This is a genomic window from Nocardia sp. FDAARGOS_372 (genome assembly GCF_002554515.1).
GTDB lineage: Bacteria > Actinomycetota > Actinomycetes > Mycobacteriales > Mycobacteriaceae > Nocardia > Nocardia farcinica.
Genome location: NZ_PDDW01000001.1, coordinates 787,184 through 802,896, shown reverse-complemented (window position 1 = coordinate 802,896; position 15,713 = coordinate 787,184). Strand labels below are relative to the sequence as shown.

General features: G+C 71.0%; 17 protein-coding genes. 8 read left to right on the top strand and 9 right to left on the bottom strand.

Going from position 1 to position 15,713, the window contains the following annotated elements; translation table 11 throughout:
- Positions 1-13: 13 nt before the first annotated feature.
- The 3 genes from CRM89_RS04080 to CRM89_RS04070 are packed head-to-tail and all read left to right on the top strand — an operon-like array spanning position 14 to position 2,153.
- Positions 14-661 (top strand): VOC family protein, encoded by a 648-nt coding sequence (locus CRM89_RS04080; protein ID WP_098083264.1) that lies wholly within the window; start codon positions 14-16, stop codon positions 659-661.
- A complete protein-coding gene (locus CRM89_RS04075; RefSeq protein ID WP_011208723.1) occupies positions 658-903 on the top strand; it encodes a hypothetical protein in 246 nt (81 codons plus the stop codon). The genes CRM89_RS04080 and CRM89_RS04075 overlap by 4 nt, the downstream gene beginning before the upstream one ends.
- Positions 900-2,153 carry an alpha/beta hydrolase gene (locus CRM89_RS04070; protein ID WP_098083263.1) on the top strand — a complete coding sequence of 418 codons (1,254 nt, stop codon included), beginning with the start codon at positions 900-902 and terminating at the stop codon, positions 2,151-2,153. The genes CRM89_RS04075 and CRM89_RS04070 overlap by 4 nt, the downstream gene beginning before the upstream one ends.
- 7 nt (positions 2,154-2,160) lie before the next feature.
- On the opposite strand, the gene CRM89_RS04065 is transcribed toward CRM89_RS04070, so the two are convergent.
- From CRM89_RS04065 to eat, 4 genes are read right to left on the bottom strand one after another with little or no spacing between them, the layout of a single operon-like run.
- The gene (locus CRM89_RS04065) at positions 2,161-2,661 is read right to left on the bottom strand and encodes a metallophosphoesterase family protein (protein WP_098083262.1); all 501 of its coding nucleotides are present in this window, start codon (positions 2,659-2,661) and stop codon (positions 2,161-2,163) included.
- Between the two features lie 52 nt (positions 2,662-2,713).
- Positions 2,714-3,490: an ethanolamine ammonia-lyase subunit EutC gene (gene eutC, locus CRM89_RS04060; protein ID WP_060592017.1), complete on the bottom strand. Its 777-nt coding sequence runs from the start codon at positions 3,488-3,490 to the stop codon at positions 2,714-2,716.
- 15 nt (positions 3,491-3,505) lie between these two features.
- Positions 3,506-4,912, bottom strand: coding sequence for an ethanolamine ammonia-lyase subunit EutB (locus CRM89_RS04055; protein WP_011208719.1), 1,407 nt, complete (start codon positions 4,910-4,912; stop codon positions 3,506-3,508).
- On the bottom strand, positions 4,909-6,348 hold the full coding sequence (gene eat, locus CRM89_RS04050) for an ethanolamine permease (protein WP_086839029.1): 1,440 nt from the start codon (positions 6,346-6,348) through the stop codon (positions 4,909-4,911). The genes CRM89_RS04055 and eat overlap by 4 nt, the downstream gene beginning before the upstream one ends.
- Before the next feature lie 258 nt (positions 6,349-6,606).
- Between eat and CRM89_RS04045 the strand changes: the two genes are divergently transcribed.
- Positions 6,607-8,073, top strand: coding sequence for an APC family permease (locus CRM89_RS04045; RefSeq protein WP_011208717.1), 1,467 nt, complete (start codon positions 6,607-6,609; stop codon positions 8,071-8,073).
- A complete protein-coding gene (locus CRM89_RS04040) occupies positions 8,070-8,816 on the top strand; it encodes an IclR family transcriptional regulator (protein ID WP_060592020.1) in 747 nt (248 codons plus the stop codon). Before CRM89_RS04045 ends, CRM89_RS04040 begins: the two co-directional genes overlap by 4 nt.
- Before the next feature lie 9 nt (positions 8,817-8,825).
- Here the strand turns inward: CRM89_RS04040 and CRM89_RS04035 are convergent, their stop codons facing one another.
- Positions 8,826-10,265 carry an MFS transporter gene (locus tag CRM89_RS04035; RefSeq protein ID WP_228821702.1) on the bottom strand — a complete coding sequence of 480 codons (1,440 nt, stop codon included), beginning with the start codon at positions 10,263-10,265 and terminating at the stop codon, positions 8,826-8,828.
- 155 nt (positions 10,266-10,420) lie between these two features.
- On the opposite strand from CRM89_RS04035, the gene CRM89_RS04030 reads away from it, so the two are divergent.
- Complete coding sequence (locus CRM89_RS04030; RefSeq protein ID WP_011208714.1) at positions 10,421-11,014, top strand: hypothetical protein; 594 nt, start codon at positions 10,421-10,423, stop codon at positions 11,012-11,014.
- Between the two features lie 98 nt (positions 11,015-11,112).
- Here CRM89_RS04030 and CRM89_RS04025 read toward each other — a convergent pair whose 3' ends face one another.
- The 3 genes from CRM89_RS04025 to CRM89_RS04015 form a co-directional block, all read right to left on the bottom strand.
- Positions 11,113-11,616, bottom strand: coding sequence for an SRPBCC family protein (locus tag CRM89_RS04025; protein WP_060592024.1), 504 nt, complete (start codon positions 11,614-11,616; stop codon positions 11,113-11,115).
- Complete coding sequence (locus CRM89_RS04020) at positions 11,561-11,953, bottom strand: helix-turn-helix transcriptional regulator (RefSeq protein ID WP_098083260.1); 393 nt, start codon at positions 11,951-11,953, stop codon at positions 11,561-11,563. Before CRM89_RS04020 ends, CRM89_RS04025 begins: the two co-directional genes overlap by 56 nt.
- A gap of 333 nt (positions 11,954-12,286) precedes the next feature.
- The gene (locus CRM89_RS04015; RefSeq protein WP_098083259.1) at positions 12,287-13,207 is read right to left on the bottom strand and encodes a GNAT family N-acetyltransferase; all 921 of its coding nucleotides are present in this window, start codon (positions 13,205-13,207) and stop codon (positions 12,287-12,289) included.
- A 62-nt stretch (positions 13,208-13,269) separates the two neighbouring features.
- Between CRM89_RS04015 and CRM89_RS04010 the strand changes: the two genes are divergently transcribed.
- On the top strand, positions 13,270-13,743 hold the full coding sequence (locus CRM89_RS04010) for a hypothetical protein (RefSeq protein ID WP_011208710.1): 474 nt from the start codon (positions 13,270-13,272) through the stop codon (positions 13,741-13,743).
- Here CRM89_RS04010 and CRM89_RS04005 read toward each other — a convergent pair.
- Positions 13,730-14,395, bottom strand: a complete 666-nt coding sequence (locus CRM89_RS04005; RefSeq protein WP_060592030.1) for a TetR/AcrR family transcriptional regulator — start codon at positions 14,393-14,395, stop codon at positions 13,730-13,732. The genes CRM89_RS04010 and CRM89_RS04005 overlap by 14 nt on opposite strands.
- Before the next feature lie 169 nt (positions 14,396-14,564).
- Here CRM89_RS04005 and CRM89_RS04000 point away from each other — a divergent pair, with 169 nt between their 5' ends.
- Positions 14,565-15,689, top strand: a complete 1,125-nt coding sequence (locus tag CRM89_RS04000; RefSeq protein ID WP_086839036.1) for an acyl-CoA dehydrogenase family protein — start codon at positions 14,565-14,567, stop codon at positions 15,687-15,689.
- The last annotated feature ends 24 nt before the right edge of the window (positions 15,690-15,713 follow it).

The window sequence follows — 15,713 nt, the reverse complement described above, 5'->3', positions numbered from 1 at the left end:
TTCAGGAGCCATCATGAGCGCACTCGCCCACACCGTCCGCGGCGTCGATCACGTCGCCTACCCCACCTTCGACCCCGCGGCCACCGTCGCGTTCTATCGCGACGTGCTCGGTTTCCCGGTCGTGCACTCGATCTGCGCGGCGGGTTGGGGTCCGGACAAGCACCCCGATTTCATCCACTTCTTCTTCGACATCGGCAACGACGACCGGCTGGCGTTCTTCTACTACTTCGGCCTGACGCCCTTCGACGGCGGCCCGCAGGGCGATGCGTATTCGCGGTTCGGACCCGAGGTGCCGATCTGGTTCATTCGTTCCCGCCACCTGGCCATCCACGTCGACAGCGAGGAAGACCTACTCGAGTACCGCAGGCGCCTGGACAACAGCGCGTGGCCGGTGGAGATGCAGATCCAGCACGAGACCATCGAGTCCATCTACACCCACGACCCCAACGGATACATGATCGAAATCACCCGGGCACTGCGCCCGGTGACTCCGCAGGAAGACCTCGACGCCAACCTGACCATCGATGCTCTGGTCGACGTCGTGTCCCGGCCGAATCCGAGCATGGCCGCCCTGCTCGCCCGCAAGGCCGAACTCATCGTGGAGCGGGCCGAGGCGTGGCAGGCGGCGCGTGGCGAGCACACCGCGGCGGTGGCGCGATGACGGCGCTGTTCGTGCTCGACGTGCCGGAGAACAAGCCCGTCGCCGAGGTGGCCGGGCGTGACCCGGCGGTCAGCGTCGACCGCGTGGGTCCGTACTTCAAGATCAGCGCGCCCGGCCCGATCAGAGTGGATCGGCGGGCGACCGGATGCAGGCATGCGGTCTGGTACAGCAGCGTGGCCGGCCTGATCGACTCGCGGATCGTCCAGTGGGACAAAGACGCGTTGGAGGTGCGGCCGCGATGAGCCCGACCACCGAACGCCCGACCACCGAACGACTCGGGGCGGGGCGATATCTCGCGGCCGCCGCGGCGCCGGCGGCCACCGTGACCTCGGTGCACGAGCTGGCCACCGCCGACGGCGCGAAGGTCGCCGGCGTCCTGCGCAGCGTGCCCGGCGCCCGAACCGTGGTCGCGCTCATGCATCCGCGCCAGGATCTCACCCACCACGTGCTGGTTCCCGAACTGCTCGCGCGCGGGTACGCGGTGTGGACGCAAGGCGCGCGGTCGCCCAACAACGACATCGCCCTGATCCACGAACAGGCCCTCCTCGACGTCGCGGCGGGTCAGGTCTTTCTGCGCGACACCGGATTCGAGCACGTGGTGACGCTCGGGCACTCCGGCGGCGGCACCTTGTTCGCGTTCTACCACCAGCAGGCGGGCCGCGCTCCGGGCGACCGGCTCACGCAGACCCCGGCCGGGCGGCCCATCGATCTGGCTGCCGCGGACATGCCGCTGCCGGACGGCGCGGTGTTCCTGGCCCCGCATCCCGGGCAGGGTGCCCTGCTGCTGCGGCTGATCGATCCGTCCGTGGTGGACGAGTCCGACCCGCTGAGCGTGGACCCGGCGCTGAACCCCTTCGATCCGGCCAACGGGTTCGCCGAACCGCCGCACAGTTCCACCTACTCCGCCGATTTCGTCCGGCGGTACCGGGCGGCCCAGCGCGAGCGGATCGAACGTCTGGACGCGGTGGCCCGCGCCCGGGTAGCCGAGGCCGCAGCGGCGCGGCGCCGGTTCACCACCTCGCACGACCCGGCCGACCGCCGGGCCGCCCTCGTGCCACGGGTGCTCACGGTCTACCGCACCGACGCCGACCTGCGTTTCACCGATCTGTCGCTGAGCCCGAACGAACGCCCCTACGGCTCGCTGTTCGGCCGCCGCCCGGACCTCACCGATTACGGACTGGTCGGCTTCGGCCGGTTCAGCACCCCGGAGGCGTGGTTGTCCACCTGGTCGGGACTGAGCACCAACGCCGACTTCGTGCGGTGCGCACCGGGAGTCACGGTGCCGTCGTTGTTCGTCGAACTCACCGGCGACCAGGCCTGTTTCCCGGAGGATGCCGCCGCGATGGTCGCCGCGCTCGGCGCCGCCGACACGACCCACATCCGCGTGCGCGGAACGCATTTCGGCGGACCGATCGCCGAGGGCGAGCCCACCGGCGCGAGCCTGGCCGCGGTGGAGATCGACCGCTGGCTGGCGGAGAGGTTCGCGCGGTGAGCGAAATCTAAGACCGCGGGATCGGGTGCAGGACGACATCCCGTAACTGGCCCGCCACGGCGACCGCCGTCAGGTAGGTGTGTTCGGGCTGTCTGCGCCGGTCGGTCGGCGAGCCGGGATTGAGCAACCGTAAACCGTTGGGCGCCACCGTGTCCCAGGGGATGTGGCTGTGCCCGAAGATCAGCACGTCGGTGTCGGGGAAGGCGCGGGCGCAGCGCTGCTCGCGGCCCTTGGCCGGGCCGGTCTCGTGCACCACGGCCAGCCGCACGCCGTCGAGGTCGGCGTGGGCGATCTCGGGCAGCCGAGCCCGCAGCTCCGGCCCGTCGTTGTTGCCGTGGACGGCGACGAGCCGGGCGCTGCGGGCTTCGAGCCGGTCCAGCAGTCCGGGTTCGATCCAGTCGCCCGCGTGCACGACGACGTCGGCCGCGTCCACCTCCCGCCAGAGCACCTCCGGCAGATCCTTCGCGCGCACCGGCACGTGCGTGTCGGACATGATCAGCACCCGCATGGGTCCATCATGCGCCCCGCCGCGCGCCGCGAGCGCGATCGGTCAGCGCACGTCAGTCCAGGACCAGGGATTCCGTGCCCGCCAGCTCGTCTCCGGAGGTGTCCTTGAGCGCGACGCCGGAGCGACCGAGCCTGCGGGCGCCCGCGACCAGGGCGGCGGTGATGGCCGCCGCCCGCTGGTAGCCGAGACCTTCGGGCGGGTGGATGTTGGAGACGCAGTTGCGGTCGGCGTCCGTGCGGCCGGGGCGCGGCAGGTGGGTGAGATAGATCCCGAGGCTGTCGGCGACCGAGAGGCCGGGCCGTTCGCCGATGAGCACGATCAGGGTGCCCACGCCGAGCGCCGCGCCGATGTGATCGCCGAGTGCGACCCTGGCCTGCACGGCCAGCACCGGCGGGGCGAGCCGGTAGTGCGGGCGCAGCTCCGCGGCCAGTGCCTCGAGCAGGCCGGGGCCGTGTTCGTCGAGGGCACGCGGGGACAGCCCGTCGGCCAGGACGATACCGATGTCGGCGTCGGTGCGCGGCACCGCGGACAGGTCGGCGGGGGTGCGGCCGAGATCCGGTCTGCGCAGGTATTCCCCGCGGTCGCCCGCGTTGCTGCGCACCACCGACGGCGCACCGAGCCCGACGGCGGCGATCCGCTCGGCGAAGGCGGCGGCGTCGAACGGCAGGTGCACGGCGTCGCGGGCGGCGGCGTGCGCGGCACGGAACTCCAGCACCCGCCGGGTGGGCAGGGCGTTGCCGGTGCGGCCCAGCCCGATCCTGGCCTGGGTGGTGCGGCGCAGCGGCGCCCACACGTCCTGCGGGGAATCGGCGGCGTTGTCGATCTCCACGACGAATCCTCCTGGTCAGCGCGTGGTCAGGGCGAGCAGTGGCGAGGCGGCCGCGTCGACGGGCCGGATGCGGCCCGCCTCGTCGGCCATCCCGAGCCCGTGCAGCCAGGTCTCGAACTCGGGTGCGGCCCGCAGGCCGAGCACCTGACGCACATACAGCGCGTCGTGGAAGGACAGGCTCTGGTAGCCGAGCATGACGTCGTCGGCGCCGGGCACCGCGATCACGAACGCCGCGCCGGCCACCCCGAGCAGGGTGAGCAGGGTGTCCATGTCGTCCTGATCGGCCTCGGCATGGTTGGTGTAGCAGACGTCCACGCCCATCGGCAGGCCGAGCAGCTTGCCGCAGAAGTGGTCCTCCAGCCCGGCGCGGATGATCTGCTTGCCGTCGTAGAGATACTCCGGCCCGATGAAGCCGACCACGGTGTTGACCAGCAGCGGGTCGAGCGCGCGGGCCACCGCGTAGGCCCGCGCCTCCAGCGTCTGCTGATCCACCGGCAACCCGCCGGTGCCCAGATGCGCACCGGCCGACAGCGCCGATCCCTGGCCGGTTTCCAGATACATGACGTTGTCGCCGACGGTCCCCCGCCCCAGCGAGCGGGCCGCCTCGTTGGCCTCGGCCAGCATCGGCAGGGTGATCCCGAAGCTCGCGTTGGCGCCCTCGGTGCCCGCGATGGACTGGAACACCAGGTCCACGGGCACGTTCCGCTCGATCAGCGCCATCGTCGTGGTCACGTGCGAGAGCACGCAGGACTGCATCGGGATGTCGAAGCGGGTGCGGATGTCGTCGAGCAGGTGCAGCAGGTCCGCGGTCGCCCGGGGCGAATCGGTGGCGGGGTTGATGCCGATGACGGCGTCGCCGCAGCCCATGAGCAGCCCGTCCAGGGTGGCGGCGGCGATGCCGCGCGGGTCGTCGGTGGGATGGTTCGGCTGGAGCCGGGTGGCGATGCGGCCCGGCAGGCCGATGGTCGTGCGGAACGCCGAGGTGACCGTCGCGGCCTTGGCGACCGCGATCAGGTCCTGGTTGCGCATGAGCTTCGAGACCGCCGCGACCATCTCCGGCGTCAGGCCCGCGGCGACGCCCGACAGGGTCGCCGCGGCGTCGGGGCCTGCGGCGGTGGCCAGCAGCCAGTCGCGGAACCCGCCGACGGTGAGGTGCGCGATCGGCGCGAAGGCCGCGCGGTCGTGTCCGTCGACGATCAGCCGGGTCACCGCGTCGGTCTCGTAGGGCACCACCTGTTCGTCGAGGAAGGTGGTCAGCGGCAGGTCGGCCAGCACCCAGCAGGCGGCGGCGCGTTCGGCGTCGGACTCCGCCGCGCACCCGGCGAGCTGGTCGCCGGAGCGCAGCGGGGTGGCCTTGGCCAGCACCTCCACCAGCGAGCCGAAGCTGTAGTTCCGGCCGGACACGCTCTGGTGGTAGGTCATTCGAGTTCCTCCTCGGCGCGGGCCAGGACCGCGAACTCCTCGTCGGGCGAGTTGGCGACCAGGCGGTGGCGGCTGTAGAGACCGAAGTAGGCCAGGAAGGCGGCGAACACCGCCAGGCAGCACAGCGCGGCCGTGGTGTCCACCAGGAAGGTGGCCACCACCGCGAACGCGGCGACGACCAGGGCGAAGCCGGTGGTCGCGATGCCGCCGGGGGTGCGGTAGGGCCGCGCCATCCCCGGTTCGCGGCGGCGCAGCACGATGTGGCTGGTCATCATCAGCACATAGCTCAGCGCGGCGCCGAACACGGCCATGTTCAGCAGCATCGACCCCTGCCCGGTGAAGGTGAGCCCGAACCCGATCGCGCCCGGCACGATCAGCGCGAGCACCGGCGCCTTGCGAGAGTTGGTGACCGACAGCGACTTCGGCAGGTATCCGGCGCGCGAGAGCGCGAACAGCTGGCGGGAGTAGGCGTAGATGATGGAGAAGAAGCTGGCGATCAGCCCGGCCAGGCCGATGTAGTTGACCACCTTGGCCGCCCCGCTGTCGCCGAGGGCCTCGACCAGCGGGTTGCCCGAGGACTGCATGGCCTCGGCCCCGCCCGCGCCGGTGGTGAGCACCAGCACGAGCGCGCAGGTCACGAGCAGCACGCCCATGGCCGCGACGATACCGCGCGGCACGTTGCGCTCGGGGTTCTTCGTCTCCTCCGCCGCCAGCGGCACGCCTTCCACCGCCAGGAAGAACCAGATGGCGAACGGGATCGCCGCCCAGATGCCGAGGTAGCCGTGCGGCAGCACGCTGGAGGCACCCGCGGCGTCGGAGACCGGGATGTCGGTCAGGTTGGCCGGGTCGAATTCCCCGATCGCGGCGACGACGAACACGATCAGGCCCACCAGCGCGATCGCGGTGATCACGAACATGACCTTGAGCGCCTCGCCGACACCGCTGAGATGGATGCCGATGAAGATCGCGTAGACGGCCAGGTACACCCACCAGCCGTCCTGGATGCCGAACAGGCCGAGTGACTCCACGTAGGCGCCGATGAAGGTGGCGATCGCGGCCGGTGCGATGGCGTATTCGATGAGAATGGCCGTGCCGGTGGCGAATCCGCCCCAGGGGCCGAGCGCGCGCCGGGCGAAGGTGTAGCCGCCGCCCGCGGCGGGCAGTGCCGAGCTCATCTCGGCCATGCCGAGCACCATCGCCAGATACATGCCCGCGATGATCACCGCGGCGATGGCCAGGCCGCCGAAACCGCCTTGTTCCAGCCCGAAGTTCCAGCCGGAATAGTCGCCGGAGATCACATAACTCACGCCGAGCCCGGCCAGCAGCAGCCAGCCGGCGCTGCCGCGTTTCAGCTGGCGTCTGGCCAGGTAATCGCTGGATTCCTCGTGCGATTCGCTCCCTTGATTCCGGGATTTGTCGGCGTCGAGAACAGACATCTGCGGCTCCATACGGGCTTCGGAAATACGGCGGTGAGCTGGGCTCGCGGGCGGCGAGCCGGGAAATCGATCGCTCACGTCGGCAAAAGGTACTGAGCCGATATGACGGCCTGCATACGTTTGTCGAATCTGTTGTGAGAAATCCTCCGCCGGAAATTCCCACCCCGCGTAACATGCCGGAAACATTCAACCGGTGCGCTTGTGATAATCCTCGGTACGGCGCCGACCCGCGGCGCCGTACCGAGGGAACGGAGTGCGATGCCCGAGGCGCAGGGACGGCAGCTGATCGCCGAGCAGTCCCCGGTCCGCGGCCTGGACCGGCGGCGCCTGCCGTTCGCGCCCGTGCTCGCCCAGTCGGTGGCCGCCGTCGCCCCGGCAGGCACCGCGGGCGTGACGCCCGCGCTGGTGCTGGCGACCGCGGGCGGCGGCGGAGCGCTGGTGGCGTTCGTCTGCGCGGCGGTGCTCACGCTGCTGGTCTCGGCGTGTGTGCGGCCGATGGCGCAGCGGATGGCGTCGGTCGGCGGCCTCTACACCTATGTCGCGCGAGGGCTCGGCCCGAAGGCCGCCGTGCCGACGGGCTGGTCGGCGATCGTCGGTTACGGCGCGGTGTCCATCGCTGGTCTCATCGCCGTCGGCGCCTACCTCGCGCACGTGGCCGCGAGCATCGGGCTCGCCCGTGGCACGCCCGCGGTCGCGGTGGGCGCGGTCGCGGTGACCGCCGCGCTGGCCGTGGGGGTGGTGCTGATCCGCGGCATCCGCATGTCGGCCTGGACGACCCTCGGAGTGGAGTGCGTGTCGATCGTCATCGTCGCGGCGGTGCTACTGGTGCTGATGACGACCCATCACGCCGACGCGCCGGTGGGTTCGGCGTTCACCTTCGACGGCGACCTGCAGATCCTGGCCGTGGGGGTGGTGGTCGCGGTGAGCGCGTTCGTCGGCTTCGAAAGTTCCACCACGCTCAGCGGTGAAGCGCAGCAACCGTTCCGGTCGATCCCCCGCTCCGTCACGTGGACTCCGCTGCTGTCGGCGGCGATCTACCTCACCGCGGTGCCGATCCTGGCGATCGCGCTGCGGCACGCACCGCCCGCGGTGCGCGAGAGCTCCACCCCGCTGGTGGAACTGCTCGTCTCCGACGGCTCCCGGCTGCTGGCGGCGTTCCTGGATCTCGGCATCGCCGCCTCGTTCTTCGCCTGCACGCTGGCCTCGATGAACGCGCTGGTGCGGGTGCTGTTCTGCATGGGCCGCGAAGGCGTCGCGCCGCGCACCTTCGGCCACGTGCACCCGCGCTTCCGGACGCCCTCGCACGCCGCGCTCGCCGCGCTGGCCGTGGTGGCGGTGGTGCCGGTGGTCGTCCTGGCCGTGGGCGCGACGCCGGAGGAAGGTCTGCGCGCGTTCCTCACCCTCAGCGCCTGCGGCTATCTGGGCAGCTATTTCGCGGTGTGCGTGTCGGCGCCGGTGCTGTTGCGCCGCATCGGGGAGAACAGCGCGCGGGTGTGGGTGCTCGGCACGCTCACCTCGGTGCTGCTGCTGTTCCTCGCGGGCAACGCGGCGATCTCGACGGTACGCGACGGCAACCGGGTGATCCTGGTGTACGGCCTGATCATGGCGGTCGCCGTGCTCTACACCGGGTATCTGGCCGTGGTCGCGCCGCGGCGGTTGGCCGCGGTCGGCATCTACGACGAGACGCAACGGTCCGATCTGGCACGGGTGGCCACGTTCCGATGAGCCCGTTGCGCGACCCCTCCCGGCACCACCCGAGCACCGTCTCCAATTCGCTGCGCATCCTCGAAGCCGTGGCCTGCCTCGGTCTCGGCGTGACGGCCAAGGAGATCGCCGCGGCCCTGCACATGCCCGCGGCCACCGCCTACCGGCTGCTGAACGCGCTGGTGGCCGAGGAGTACCTGGTGCGCACCTCCGACCTGCGCGGTTTCGGCCTCGGTGCGCGCCTCGACGGTCTGATCAGCGCGGCCGCGCAGCCCCGGGTGCCGTTCGCCGCCCGGGCGGCGATCGAGGAACTGCGCGCGAGCGTCCGTTTCGGGGTGCACGTCATCGGATTCCGCGCGACCACCCTGCACGTCATCGACGCGGACCCGGACCATCCGGTGCGGGCCGAGCGCGAACTCGTCCGCCATCCGCACGCCTCCGCGGCGGGCAAGCTGCTGCTCGCCCACGACACCGAGGCGCTCGCGACGCTGCCCGCCCGGCTCCCCCGCCTCACCCCCGCCACGGTCACCCATCCCGCCACCCTGCACGCCCAGCTCGAGGCCGTGCGCCGCGACGGTCTCGCCACCCAGACCGACGAGCTGGAGACGGGACTGAGCTGCGCGGCGTTGCCGATCGCCGACGAGACCGAGGTGGTGCGCGGCGCGCTGTGCCTGGCGGGGCCGTCCGCGCGCGCCGAGGCGATCCTGGCCCACCTGGACGCGGCGGCGCGGTGCGCGAAAATCCTCGGCCCGCTGCTGTATTGAGTCGTGCGGTTACGCCGCGACCGGCGTGTGCTGCGGGCACTCCAGGTGATCGTCCCCGCGCTCGCCCGGCAACTCCACGCACGCGCACGCCGCCGCCTCACCCCGGTAACTGCGGCTGAGCCGGCGATAATGCTTGCTACCCAGCGCGTATCCGGTGAACAGCAGGCCGAGCAGGCCCAACAGGACGAACACCAGCCCCATCCCCCGCGCCTCGCCGGTGCCGAACCACCCGCCGATCGTGCGCGCGCCCGCGCCGTCGGTGATCAGCGGGATGACGACGAACTGGGTCAGCGGACTGATCAGGAACGCGGTCAGCGGTGCGGCCGCCTGCTCGACGCTCTGCGCGAAACCGAACACCCGGCCCTGCCGCTCGTAGGGCACTACCTTCTGCAGCACGGTCTGCTCGGCCGCCTCGACGAACGGCATGACGAGCATGAACACGGCCATGCCCGCGACCAGCAGCAGCGCCGAATCGCGCAGCGGGAACGCGAGGGTCACCACCCACAGTCCCATGTTGGCCAGCAGGATCAACCGCACCGGATTCGACGAGGTGCCCAACCGTGCCACCAGCAGCCCGCCGACGATCATGACTCCGCTCAGCGCGCCCCAGATCACGCCCCACGCCTGCACCGACATCATCGACAGCGCATAGGGATCCAGCAACGCCATCAGCCCACCCATCAGCAGGTTGTTCAGCGAGGTGAAGGCGATGAGCGGCACCATGCCCGGGATGCCGCGGATCACCCGCACGGTGCCGCGCAGGTCGACCCGCCGCGGTTCGCCGGCGGCGGCCGCGTGCGCGAGTGTCTCCGGAAGCCGGAGCCGGTGCAGGTGCAGCACCGACCCGGCGAGCACCGCGACGGCGAGCACGAGCACCCCGAGCATGCCGTTCCAGCCGACCAGCAGCGCGCTGGCCACCGAGGTCACCAGGTGCGAGACGCCCGTGGCCGTGCCCACGAGTCCGTTGGCGCGGTCGCGCACCCGCTCGTCGAACAGCGCGGTGACGATCGTCGGCAGCGCGATCCCGCGCACGTTTCCGCTGATCACCCCGGTCATCAGCAGCACGATGAACAGCCACAGCCACGCGCTGCCCGGGTCGCGCCACTCGTCGGCGGGGGTGACCAGGTAGCAGGCCAGCGCGAGGGTGTAGATCGTCAGCGAGACCAGGGCGGAGACCTGCATGACGGTCTTCTTGCGGTGATGGTCGACCAGGCTGCCGAACCACACCCCGGTCGCGGCGGTGGCGACCAGGAAGATGCCCGCGATGACGCCGGTCGCGAAGACCGACCGAGTCCGCAGGTAGACGAAGAAGGTGATGGCGAACCACACGGTGAAGTTGATGAACGTCACCAGCAGCACGTTCACCAGCAGGTGCGCGAAGGTCCGCACGGTCGGGTCGCGGAAGTCCAGCCGCGCGGTGTCCTCGGTACTGCCTCGGGTGATTCGCATGGACATGATTCGACAACCTCGACCTCGCTCGAGGTCAACCCGCGGGATCGACCTACCGGACTCGTCGGCTGTTCCGACCGTGCGGACGGCGCGAACTCATCGGTGCCCGCGGAAATCGGTGGCGCCCGTGCACCCCGCACGGCCACGATGGGGGCATGCGACCCGCGATCGGCGCCGCCCTGATCCGCTGTGGCGAATGCGGCGGCTACGAGTACGGCGGCGCACCCGGCTGCCGCCGCTGCGCCGCCCTCGTCGACGACCTGGTGGAGGAGAAGTGGCGGCGGTGGCGCGCCGACCGGGCCGGCGAACCCGAGCACGAGCTGGCCCGGCGCGTCGCCGACGAGCCGGACCGGCACGACTGGCGCGTGGTCGACGCGGCGCTGGACCGGCTCGGCTGCACCGAGTGCGGCGACCGCCTCGGGCGCGGGCCGGCGACCTGCGCGGCCTGCACCCTCGCCCACGGCTACCGCTACGCCGCCGTCGAAACCGATCGGCCCGGTGTGCCGCCCGGCAACGAGCACGCCGTCCGCGTGAACGTCTCGGTGGTCCGTCGCCCCGCGGCGACCTCGCCGCAGGAGCTGCTGATCCGCCGCCTGTTGCTGCCCGCCCTGCTGATCGGGCTCCTGCCGACCACCGCGCAGGCCCAGCGTCTCAGCGCCGCCGCGAAGGCCGACCCGTCGCCGGAGCGGGTCACGGCACTCGTCGACGCCTGGCTCACCGCCGCCGGCGTACCGCTGCCCGCCCCCTGAACCCCCGCCACGGTCACGCCACCGCGGGCGAACCCGCAGCCGTTCGACCCGGCACGCATCCGAATCGGGTTGTCTCCGTTCTCCGATGGACCCCGCGCTCAGCGCAACGAGATCGCCAGCTCCTCGAGCAGGTCCATCTGTTCCTGCATTCCGACCTCCATGCCCGAGGCCAGGATGGTGTCGCGCAGTTCCCGGCTCTCGCACTGCACCAGCAGGGTGAGGGTGGTGCGCTCGTCGCGTTCGGTGAAGGTGACGATGTTCAGCGGAGCGCCCGCGTCGTCGGCGGGTGCGCCCGGCATCTCGAGCACCTCGGTGGTGACGATCCGCTCCTCCGGCACGATCTCGCGGTATTCGCCGTGGAAGGCGACCTCGCCGTCGCCGCCGGTGAGCACATAACGCCAGCGCCCGCCGACTCGGAGGTCGATCTCCACGCTCGTCATCACGCCCTGGTTGCCACTCCACCAGCGGCGAACCAATTCCGGTGTGGTCCAAGCGCGGTAGACCAGGCGCTTGGGCGCGTCGAACTCGCGCGTGATGAGGATCTGCTCATCGCTGGGCAGTGTCACCACGGCCGTGCCGCTGCTTCTCGTCGACTCGATCATCTCGGTTCTCCTCGTCCTTCAGTTCCGCCAAAACCGCGTCCAGCTGGTCGAACCGCTCCGACCAGGTGCGCTCGTAGCGCCGGACCCATTCGTGGATGGGCGCGAGCGCGCGGCCGTTGAGCCGGTACATCCGTTGCCGCCCGTCGTCGCGGACGTGCACCACGCCCACCTCCCGCAGCACCCGCAGATGCTTGGACACCTGCGGCTGCGGCACCCCCAGCATGCGGACCAGATCGTTCACCGGACGTTCGCCGTCGAGGAGGACATCCAGGATTTCCCGGCGGCGGGGCTCGGCCACCGCGTTGAACACATCGGTCGTCGTCGCTGCTCGTGCCACGCCCAAATCATATACCCATATGGGAATACGTCAACCGTTCGCCGCGGAGGTTTCGGCGGACCGTGAGCGGCAATGGCTTGGGTGTCGGGGGAGGTTAAGCAGTCAGCCTCGCCCGGCCCCCGCATCCGGCACTAGCCTGTGGGCGTGGTCGAGAAGGGCGCGCCGGGCCGCGGCGCGACGCGGGTGTGCCCGCGTGGCCTGCTGTTCCGGCGCGTTCTCTCGGCCGCGGGGCTCGTGGTCGCGGGCTGGTCGACGGTGCGGGTGGCGCGACTGCTCAGCGGCGACGAGAGCGTCGTCCCCGACGACGACCCGCACGGGTATCGCACGATCTTCTCACTGGTGCTGCTGCCGTTCCTGGTGCCGGCGGTGATCGGCCTGGCGCGCGAAACGGTCGCGGTGTGGCGCTCGCCCGGACGGCCGGGCTTCGTCGCCGGCCTGGCACTGTTCCTCTCCGCGCCACTGGCCCATCCGCTCGTCCTCCCGGCGGCGCTGCTCGGCTCGGCGATCGTCGCCGTCGCCCTCGCGGACCGGTTCCGCCAGGTACGTGCGCTGCGTGCCGCACGGGCGAAAGCCCAGCCGCCGGTAGATCCCGATCCCCTCCGGTGAGGCGGTCAGCACGGCGCCGGTGGCGCCCGCGCTCGCGGCGTCGGCCAGGGCGGCGCGGGTCATGGTCTCCCCGAACCCTTTCCGTCGATGATCCGGTCGGACCACGACGTACTCGATCGCCGCGACGCCGCCGTGCACGAACGAGTAGCAGCACGCGACCGGTTCCCCGTCGAGCAGTCCGATCCGCATCGACAACCGCCGATACAGCCCCGCGTACGCCGCGAACCAGGTGTCCATCACCGCGCGTGGTGTCGAGTCCGCGCCCCAGACCCGCACCCAGGCGCGCAGCCCGTCGAGATCGGTGACATGCCGGATGTCCAGCGCGGATTCCGGTGCCGCGGGGCGGGTTTCGAGATCGAGCCACATTATCGGCTCCTCCTCCTCGAACACGAGTCCCGCGGCCGGCAGCAGCTCGTCCAGCTCCGCCGGGCAGGTGGGGCCGACCCGCCAGTGGAACGGCGTGGTGAACCCGCGCACGGTCTCGGCGACGAGTTCCGGTGTGGCGCGGCGGGTTGCGCCGACACCGTTGAAGGTGGCATCGGGCAGGCCGGTGTCGAGCACGTGCACATCCCCCACCCAGCGCCCGCCGAGCAGTTCGGCGAACCAGAGGTGGCTGTCCCGGAACGCCAGGGCCGTCGACGAACTCACCGCATCACCTTCCCACGACCCGCCTCGGGTAACGAGCGGTCACACGCACCCGATAGGAGGGAATGGCAAACCATCAGCGAACCAGGGTAACCGCCGTCGCAGCGCTCGCGGTCGGCGCGGTGATCGCCGCGAGCGCGCCCGCCTCGGCCTCCACCTACCTGCCGGTCGAGCTGCCGATGGCCACTACCGCCGCACACGGCCTCGGCTGCGCGGGCGAGGTGTGGGCCGTGGGCAACGTCTACCCGGACGGCGACGTCCCCGGGACGGTCGACCTACAGCTGAAGGGCTGGCTGAAGGTGCTCGGCGTTCCGGCGCCGTGGTGTTCGGTCACCGCCACCGTCGACTGGCGCAATCTCGACACCGGCGCCACCGGCTCGGGGTCGGTGTTCCTGGGTAGCGGCAACGGTTTTCCGTTCTTCTGGGCGGGCCCGCAGCTGGGCAATCTCCGGTTGGTGACCGGAGCGGGGCAGGTCCAGTTCACCCTGCGCACCGATCTTCCGCACGCACCGAGCACCACCACCGTCACGGTGTACTGATCCCCGAACGCGGGGCCTGGGCCAACGGGGCGTGCGGGTCCAGATGCTCGCCCATCGCGCGCAATCGGTGGTCGATGACCAGCCACGCCTGGGTCGTGAGCGTGTCGATGAGGTCGGTGCGCGAGCAGTGACGCCGGTCGAGCCAGTGCACGACCGAGGCGTCGACCAAGCCGATGATGCCGACCAGGACCGCCTCCGCCGCGGCGCGGTCCTCGCCGAAACGCGGCAGAAAGCGGGCGCCCGCCGCGGCGAGTTCGGCGGCGAAGGCGCCCCGATCGCCGCGCTGCCGGGCGGCCTGCTGGTGCCCTCGGCTGATCAGGAAGCGGTAGAGGTTGGGGTGTTCGTCGGCCCACATCACCTGCGCGGCGACCGGTGCGCGGATGACCTCGATGGGGGTGCCGGACAGGTCGATCCGCGCGCGGATCGCGGCCCGCAGTTCCCGGTAGGCCGAGCGCGCCACCGCCAGGTCCAACTGTTCCTTGCTGGCGAAATGCCGGTAGACGTTGGGCCGGGCCAGGCCGGCACGGTCGGCGATCTGCCCGGTGAGTGCGGCAGGGCCGTGCTCCTCGATCACCGCGCGGGCCGCGGCGAGGATCTGCTCGCGGCGCGCCTCGGCGGATTCGGCACTGCGCGCCGCGGGCGTCGACGTCATCGGCCCATCGTAATCCCCGCTCGGTGCCCCGCGGCGCCGAGTGGAGCACCGGTGATACACGGTGTATCATCGCACTGCCCCACCGATACACCGTGTATCACCACCGGGGTGGCCGCGCCACCCCGCCGACGAGAAGGACCTTGCCGTGACCGGTTCTCGCTCACCCTGGATGGACGACGACCTCGACGCCCTGCGCGACCTCGCCCGCGCGTTCTGCGAGAAGGAGATCCAGCCCCACCTCGACCGCTTCATCGACCAGCACCAGGTCGATCGCGACCTCTGGCGGGCCGCGGGCGAACTGGGCCTGCTCGGCCTGTCGATTCCGGAGGAATACGGCGGCGGCGGTGGCACGTTCGCGCACGAGGCGGTGCTGGTCGAGGAGCAGGCACGCATCGGCGACACCGCGTGGGGCGCGGCGATGCACAACGCGATCGTGGCGCACTATCTGCTCGCCTACGGCACCGAGGAACAGAAACGGACCTGGCTGCCGCGCCTGTGCTCCGGGGAGGTGGTCGGCGCGCTGGCGATGACCGAGCCCGGCACCGGATCGGATCTGCAGGCGATCCGCACCCGCGCGGTGCGCGAGGGCGACGACTACGTGATCAACGGCGCCAAGACGTTCATCACCAACGGCGGGCAGGCCGATCTGGTGATCGTGGTCGCCAAGACCGGCGCGATCGCCGACGGCGCCGCGGGCACCTCCTTGATCCTGGTGGAGACCGACCGCCCCGGCTTCCGCCGCGGTCGCCGGTTGGACAAGATCGGCCAGCGGGGCCAGGACACCTCGGAACTGTTCTTCGACGACGTGCGCGTGCCGGTGGGCAACCTGCTCGGCGAGTCCGAGGGCCAGGGCTTCGTCCAGCTGATGCAGCAACTCCCCCAGGAACGGCTGATCATCCTGGTCGGCTCGGTGGTCGCGATGGAAACCGCGCTGGCGCAGACGATCTCCTACACCAAGGAGCGCGAGGCGTTCGGCAAGCCACTGTTCGCCTTCCAGAACACCAAGTTCACCCTCGCCGAGGTCGCCACCGAGACCCGGATCGCCCGTGTCTTCCTCGACGACTGCATCACCAAGCACATCCGCGGCGAACTCGACGTGCCCACCGTCGCGATGGCGAAGTGGTGGATCACCGAGCGCACCATGGTCGCGCTGGACGAATGCCTGCAACTGCACGGCGGCTACGGCTACATGACCGAGTACCCGATCTCGCGCGCCTGGGTCGACCACCGGGTCCAGAAGATCTACGCGGGCACCAACGAGATCATGAAGGAGATCATCGCCCGCACGCTCTGACGCCACCTCTTGTCCCGGCTGGAA

Bases quoted from the DNA above. Each gene is read 5' to 3' on its own strand.
- CRM89_RS04080 (WP_098083264.1), top strand. From the start codon at position 14: ATGAGCGCACTCGCCCACACCGTCCGCGGCGTCGATCACGTCGCCTAC.
- CRM89_RS04075 (WP_011208723.1), top strand. From the start codon at position 658: ATGACGGCGCTGTTCGTGCTCGACGTGCCGGAGAACAAGCCCGTCGCC.
- CRM89_RS04070 (WP_098083263.1), top strand. From the start codon at position 900: ATGAGCCCGACCACCGAACGCCCGACCACCGAACGACTCGGGGCGGGG.
- CRM89_RS04065 (WP_098083262.1), bottom strand. From the start codon at position 2,661: ATGCGGGTGCTGATCATGTCCGACACGCACGTGCCGGTGCGCGCGAAG.
- CRM89_RS04055 (WP_011208719.1), bottom strand. From the start codon at position 4,912: ATGACCTACCACCAGAGCGTGTCCGGCCGGAACTACAGCTTCGGCTCG.
- eat (WP_086839029.1), bottom strand. From the start codon at position 6,348: ATGTCTGTTCTCGACGCCGACAAATCCCGGAATCAAGGGAGCGAATCG.
- CRM89_RS04045 (WP_011208717.1), top strand. From the start codon at position 6,607: ATGCCCGAGGCGCAGGGACGGCAGCTGATCGCCGAGCAGTCCCCGGTC.
- CRM89_RS04040 (WP_060592020.1), top strand. From the start codon at position 8,070: ATGAGCCCGTTGCGCGACCCCTCCCGGCACCACCCGAGCACCGTCTCC.
- CRM89_RS04035 (WP_228821702.1), bottom strand. From the start codon at position 10,265: ATGCGAATCACCCGAGGCAGTACCGAGGACACCGCGCGGCTGGACTTC.
- CRM89_RS04030 (WP_011208714.1), top strand. From the start codon at position 10,421: ATGCGACCCGCGATCGGCGCCGCCCTGATCCGCTGTGGCGAATGCGGC.
- CRM89_RS04025 (WP_060592024.1), bottom strand. From the start codon at position 11,616: ATGATCGAGTCGACGAGAAGCAGCGGCACGGCCGTGGTGACACTGCCC.
- CRM89_RS04010 (WP_011208710.1), top strand. From the start codon at position 13,270: ATGGCAAACCATCAGCGAACCAGGGTAACCGCCGTCGCAGCGCTCGCG.
- CRM89_RS04005 (WP_060592030.1), bottom strand. From the start codon at position 14,395: ATGACGTCGACGCCCGCGGCGCGCAGTGCCGAATCCGCCGAGGCGCGC.
- CRM89_RS04000 (WP_086839036.1), top strand. From the start codon at position 14,565: ATGGACGACGACCTCGACGCCCTGCGCGACCTCGCCCGCGCGTTCTGC.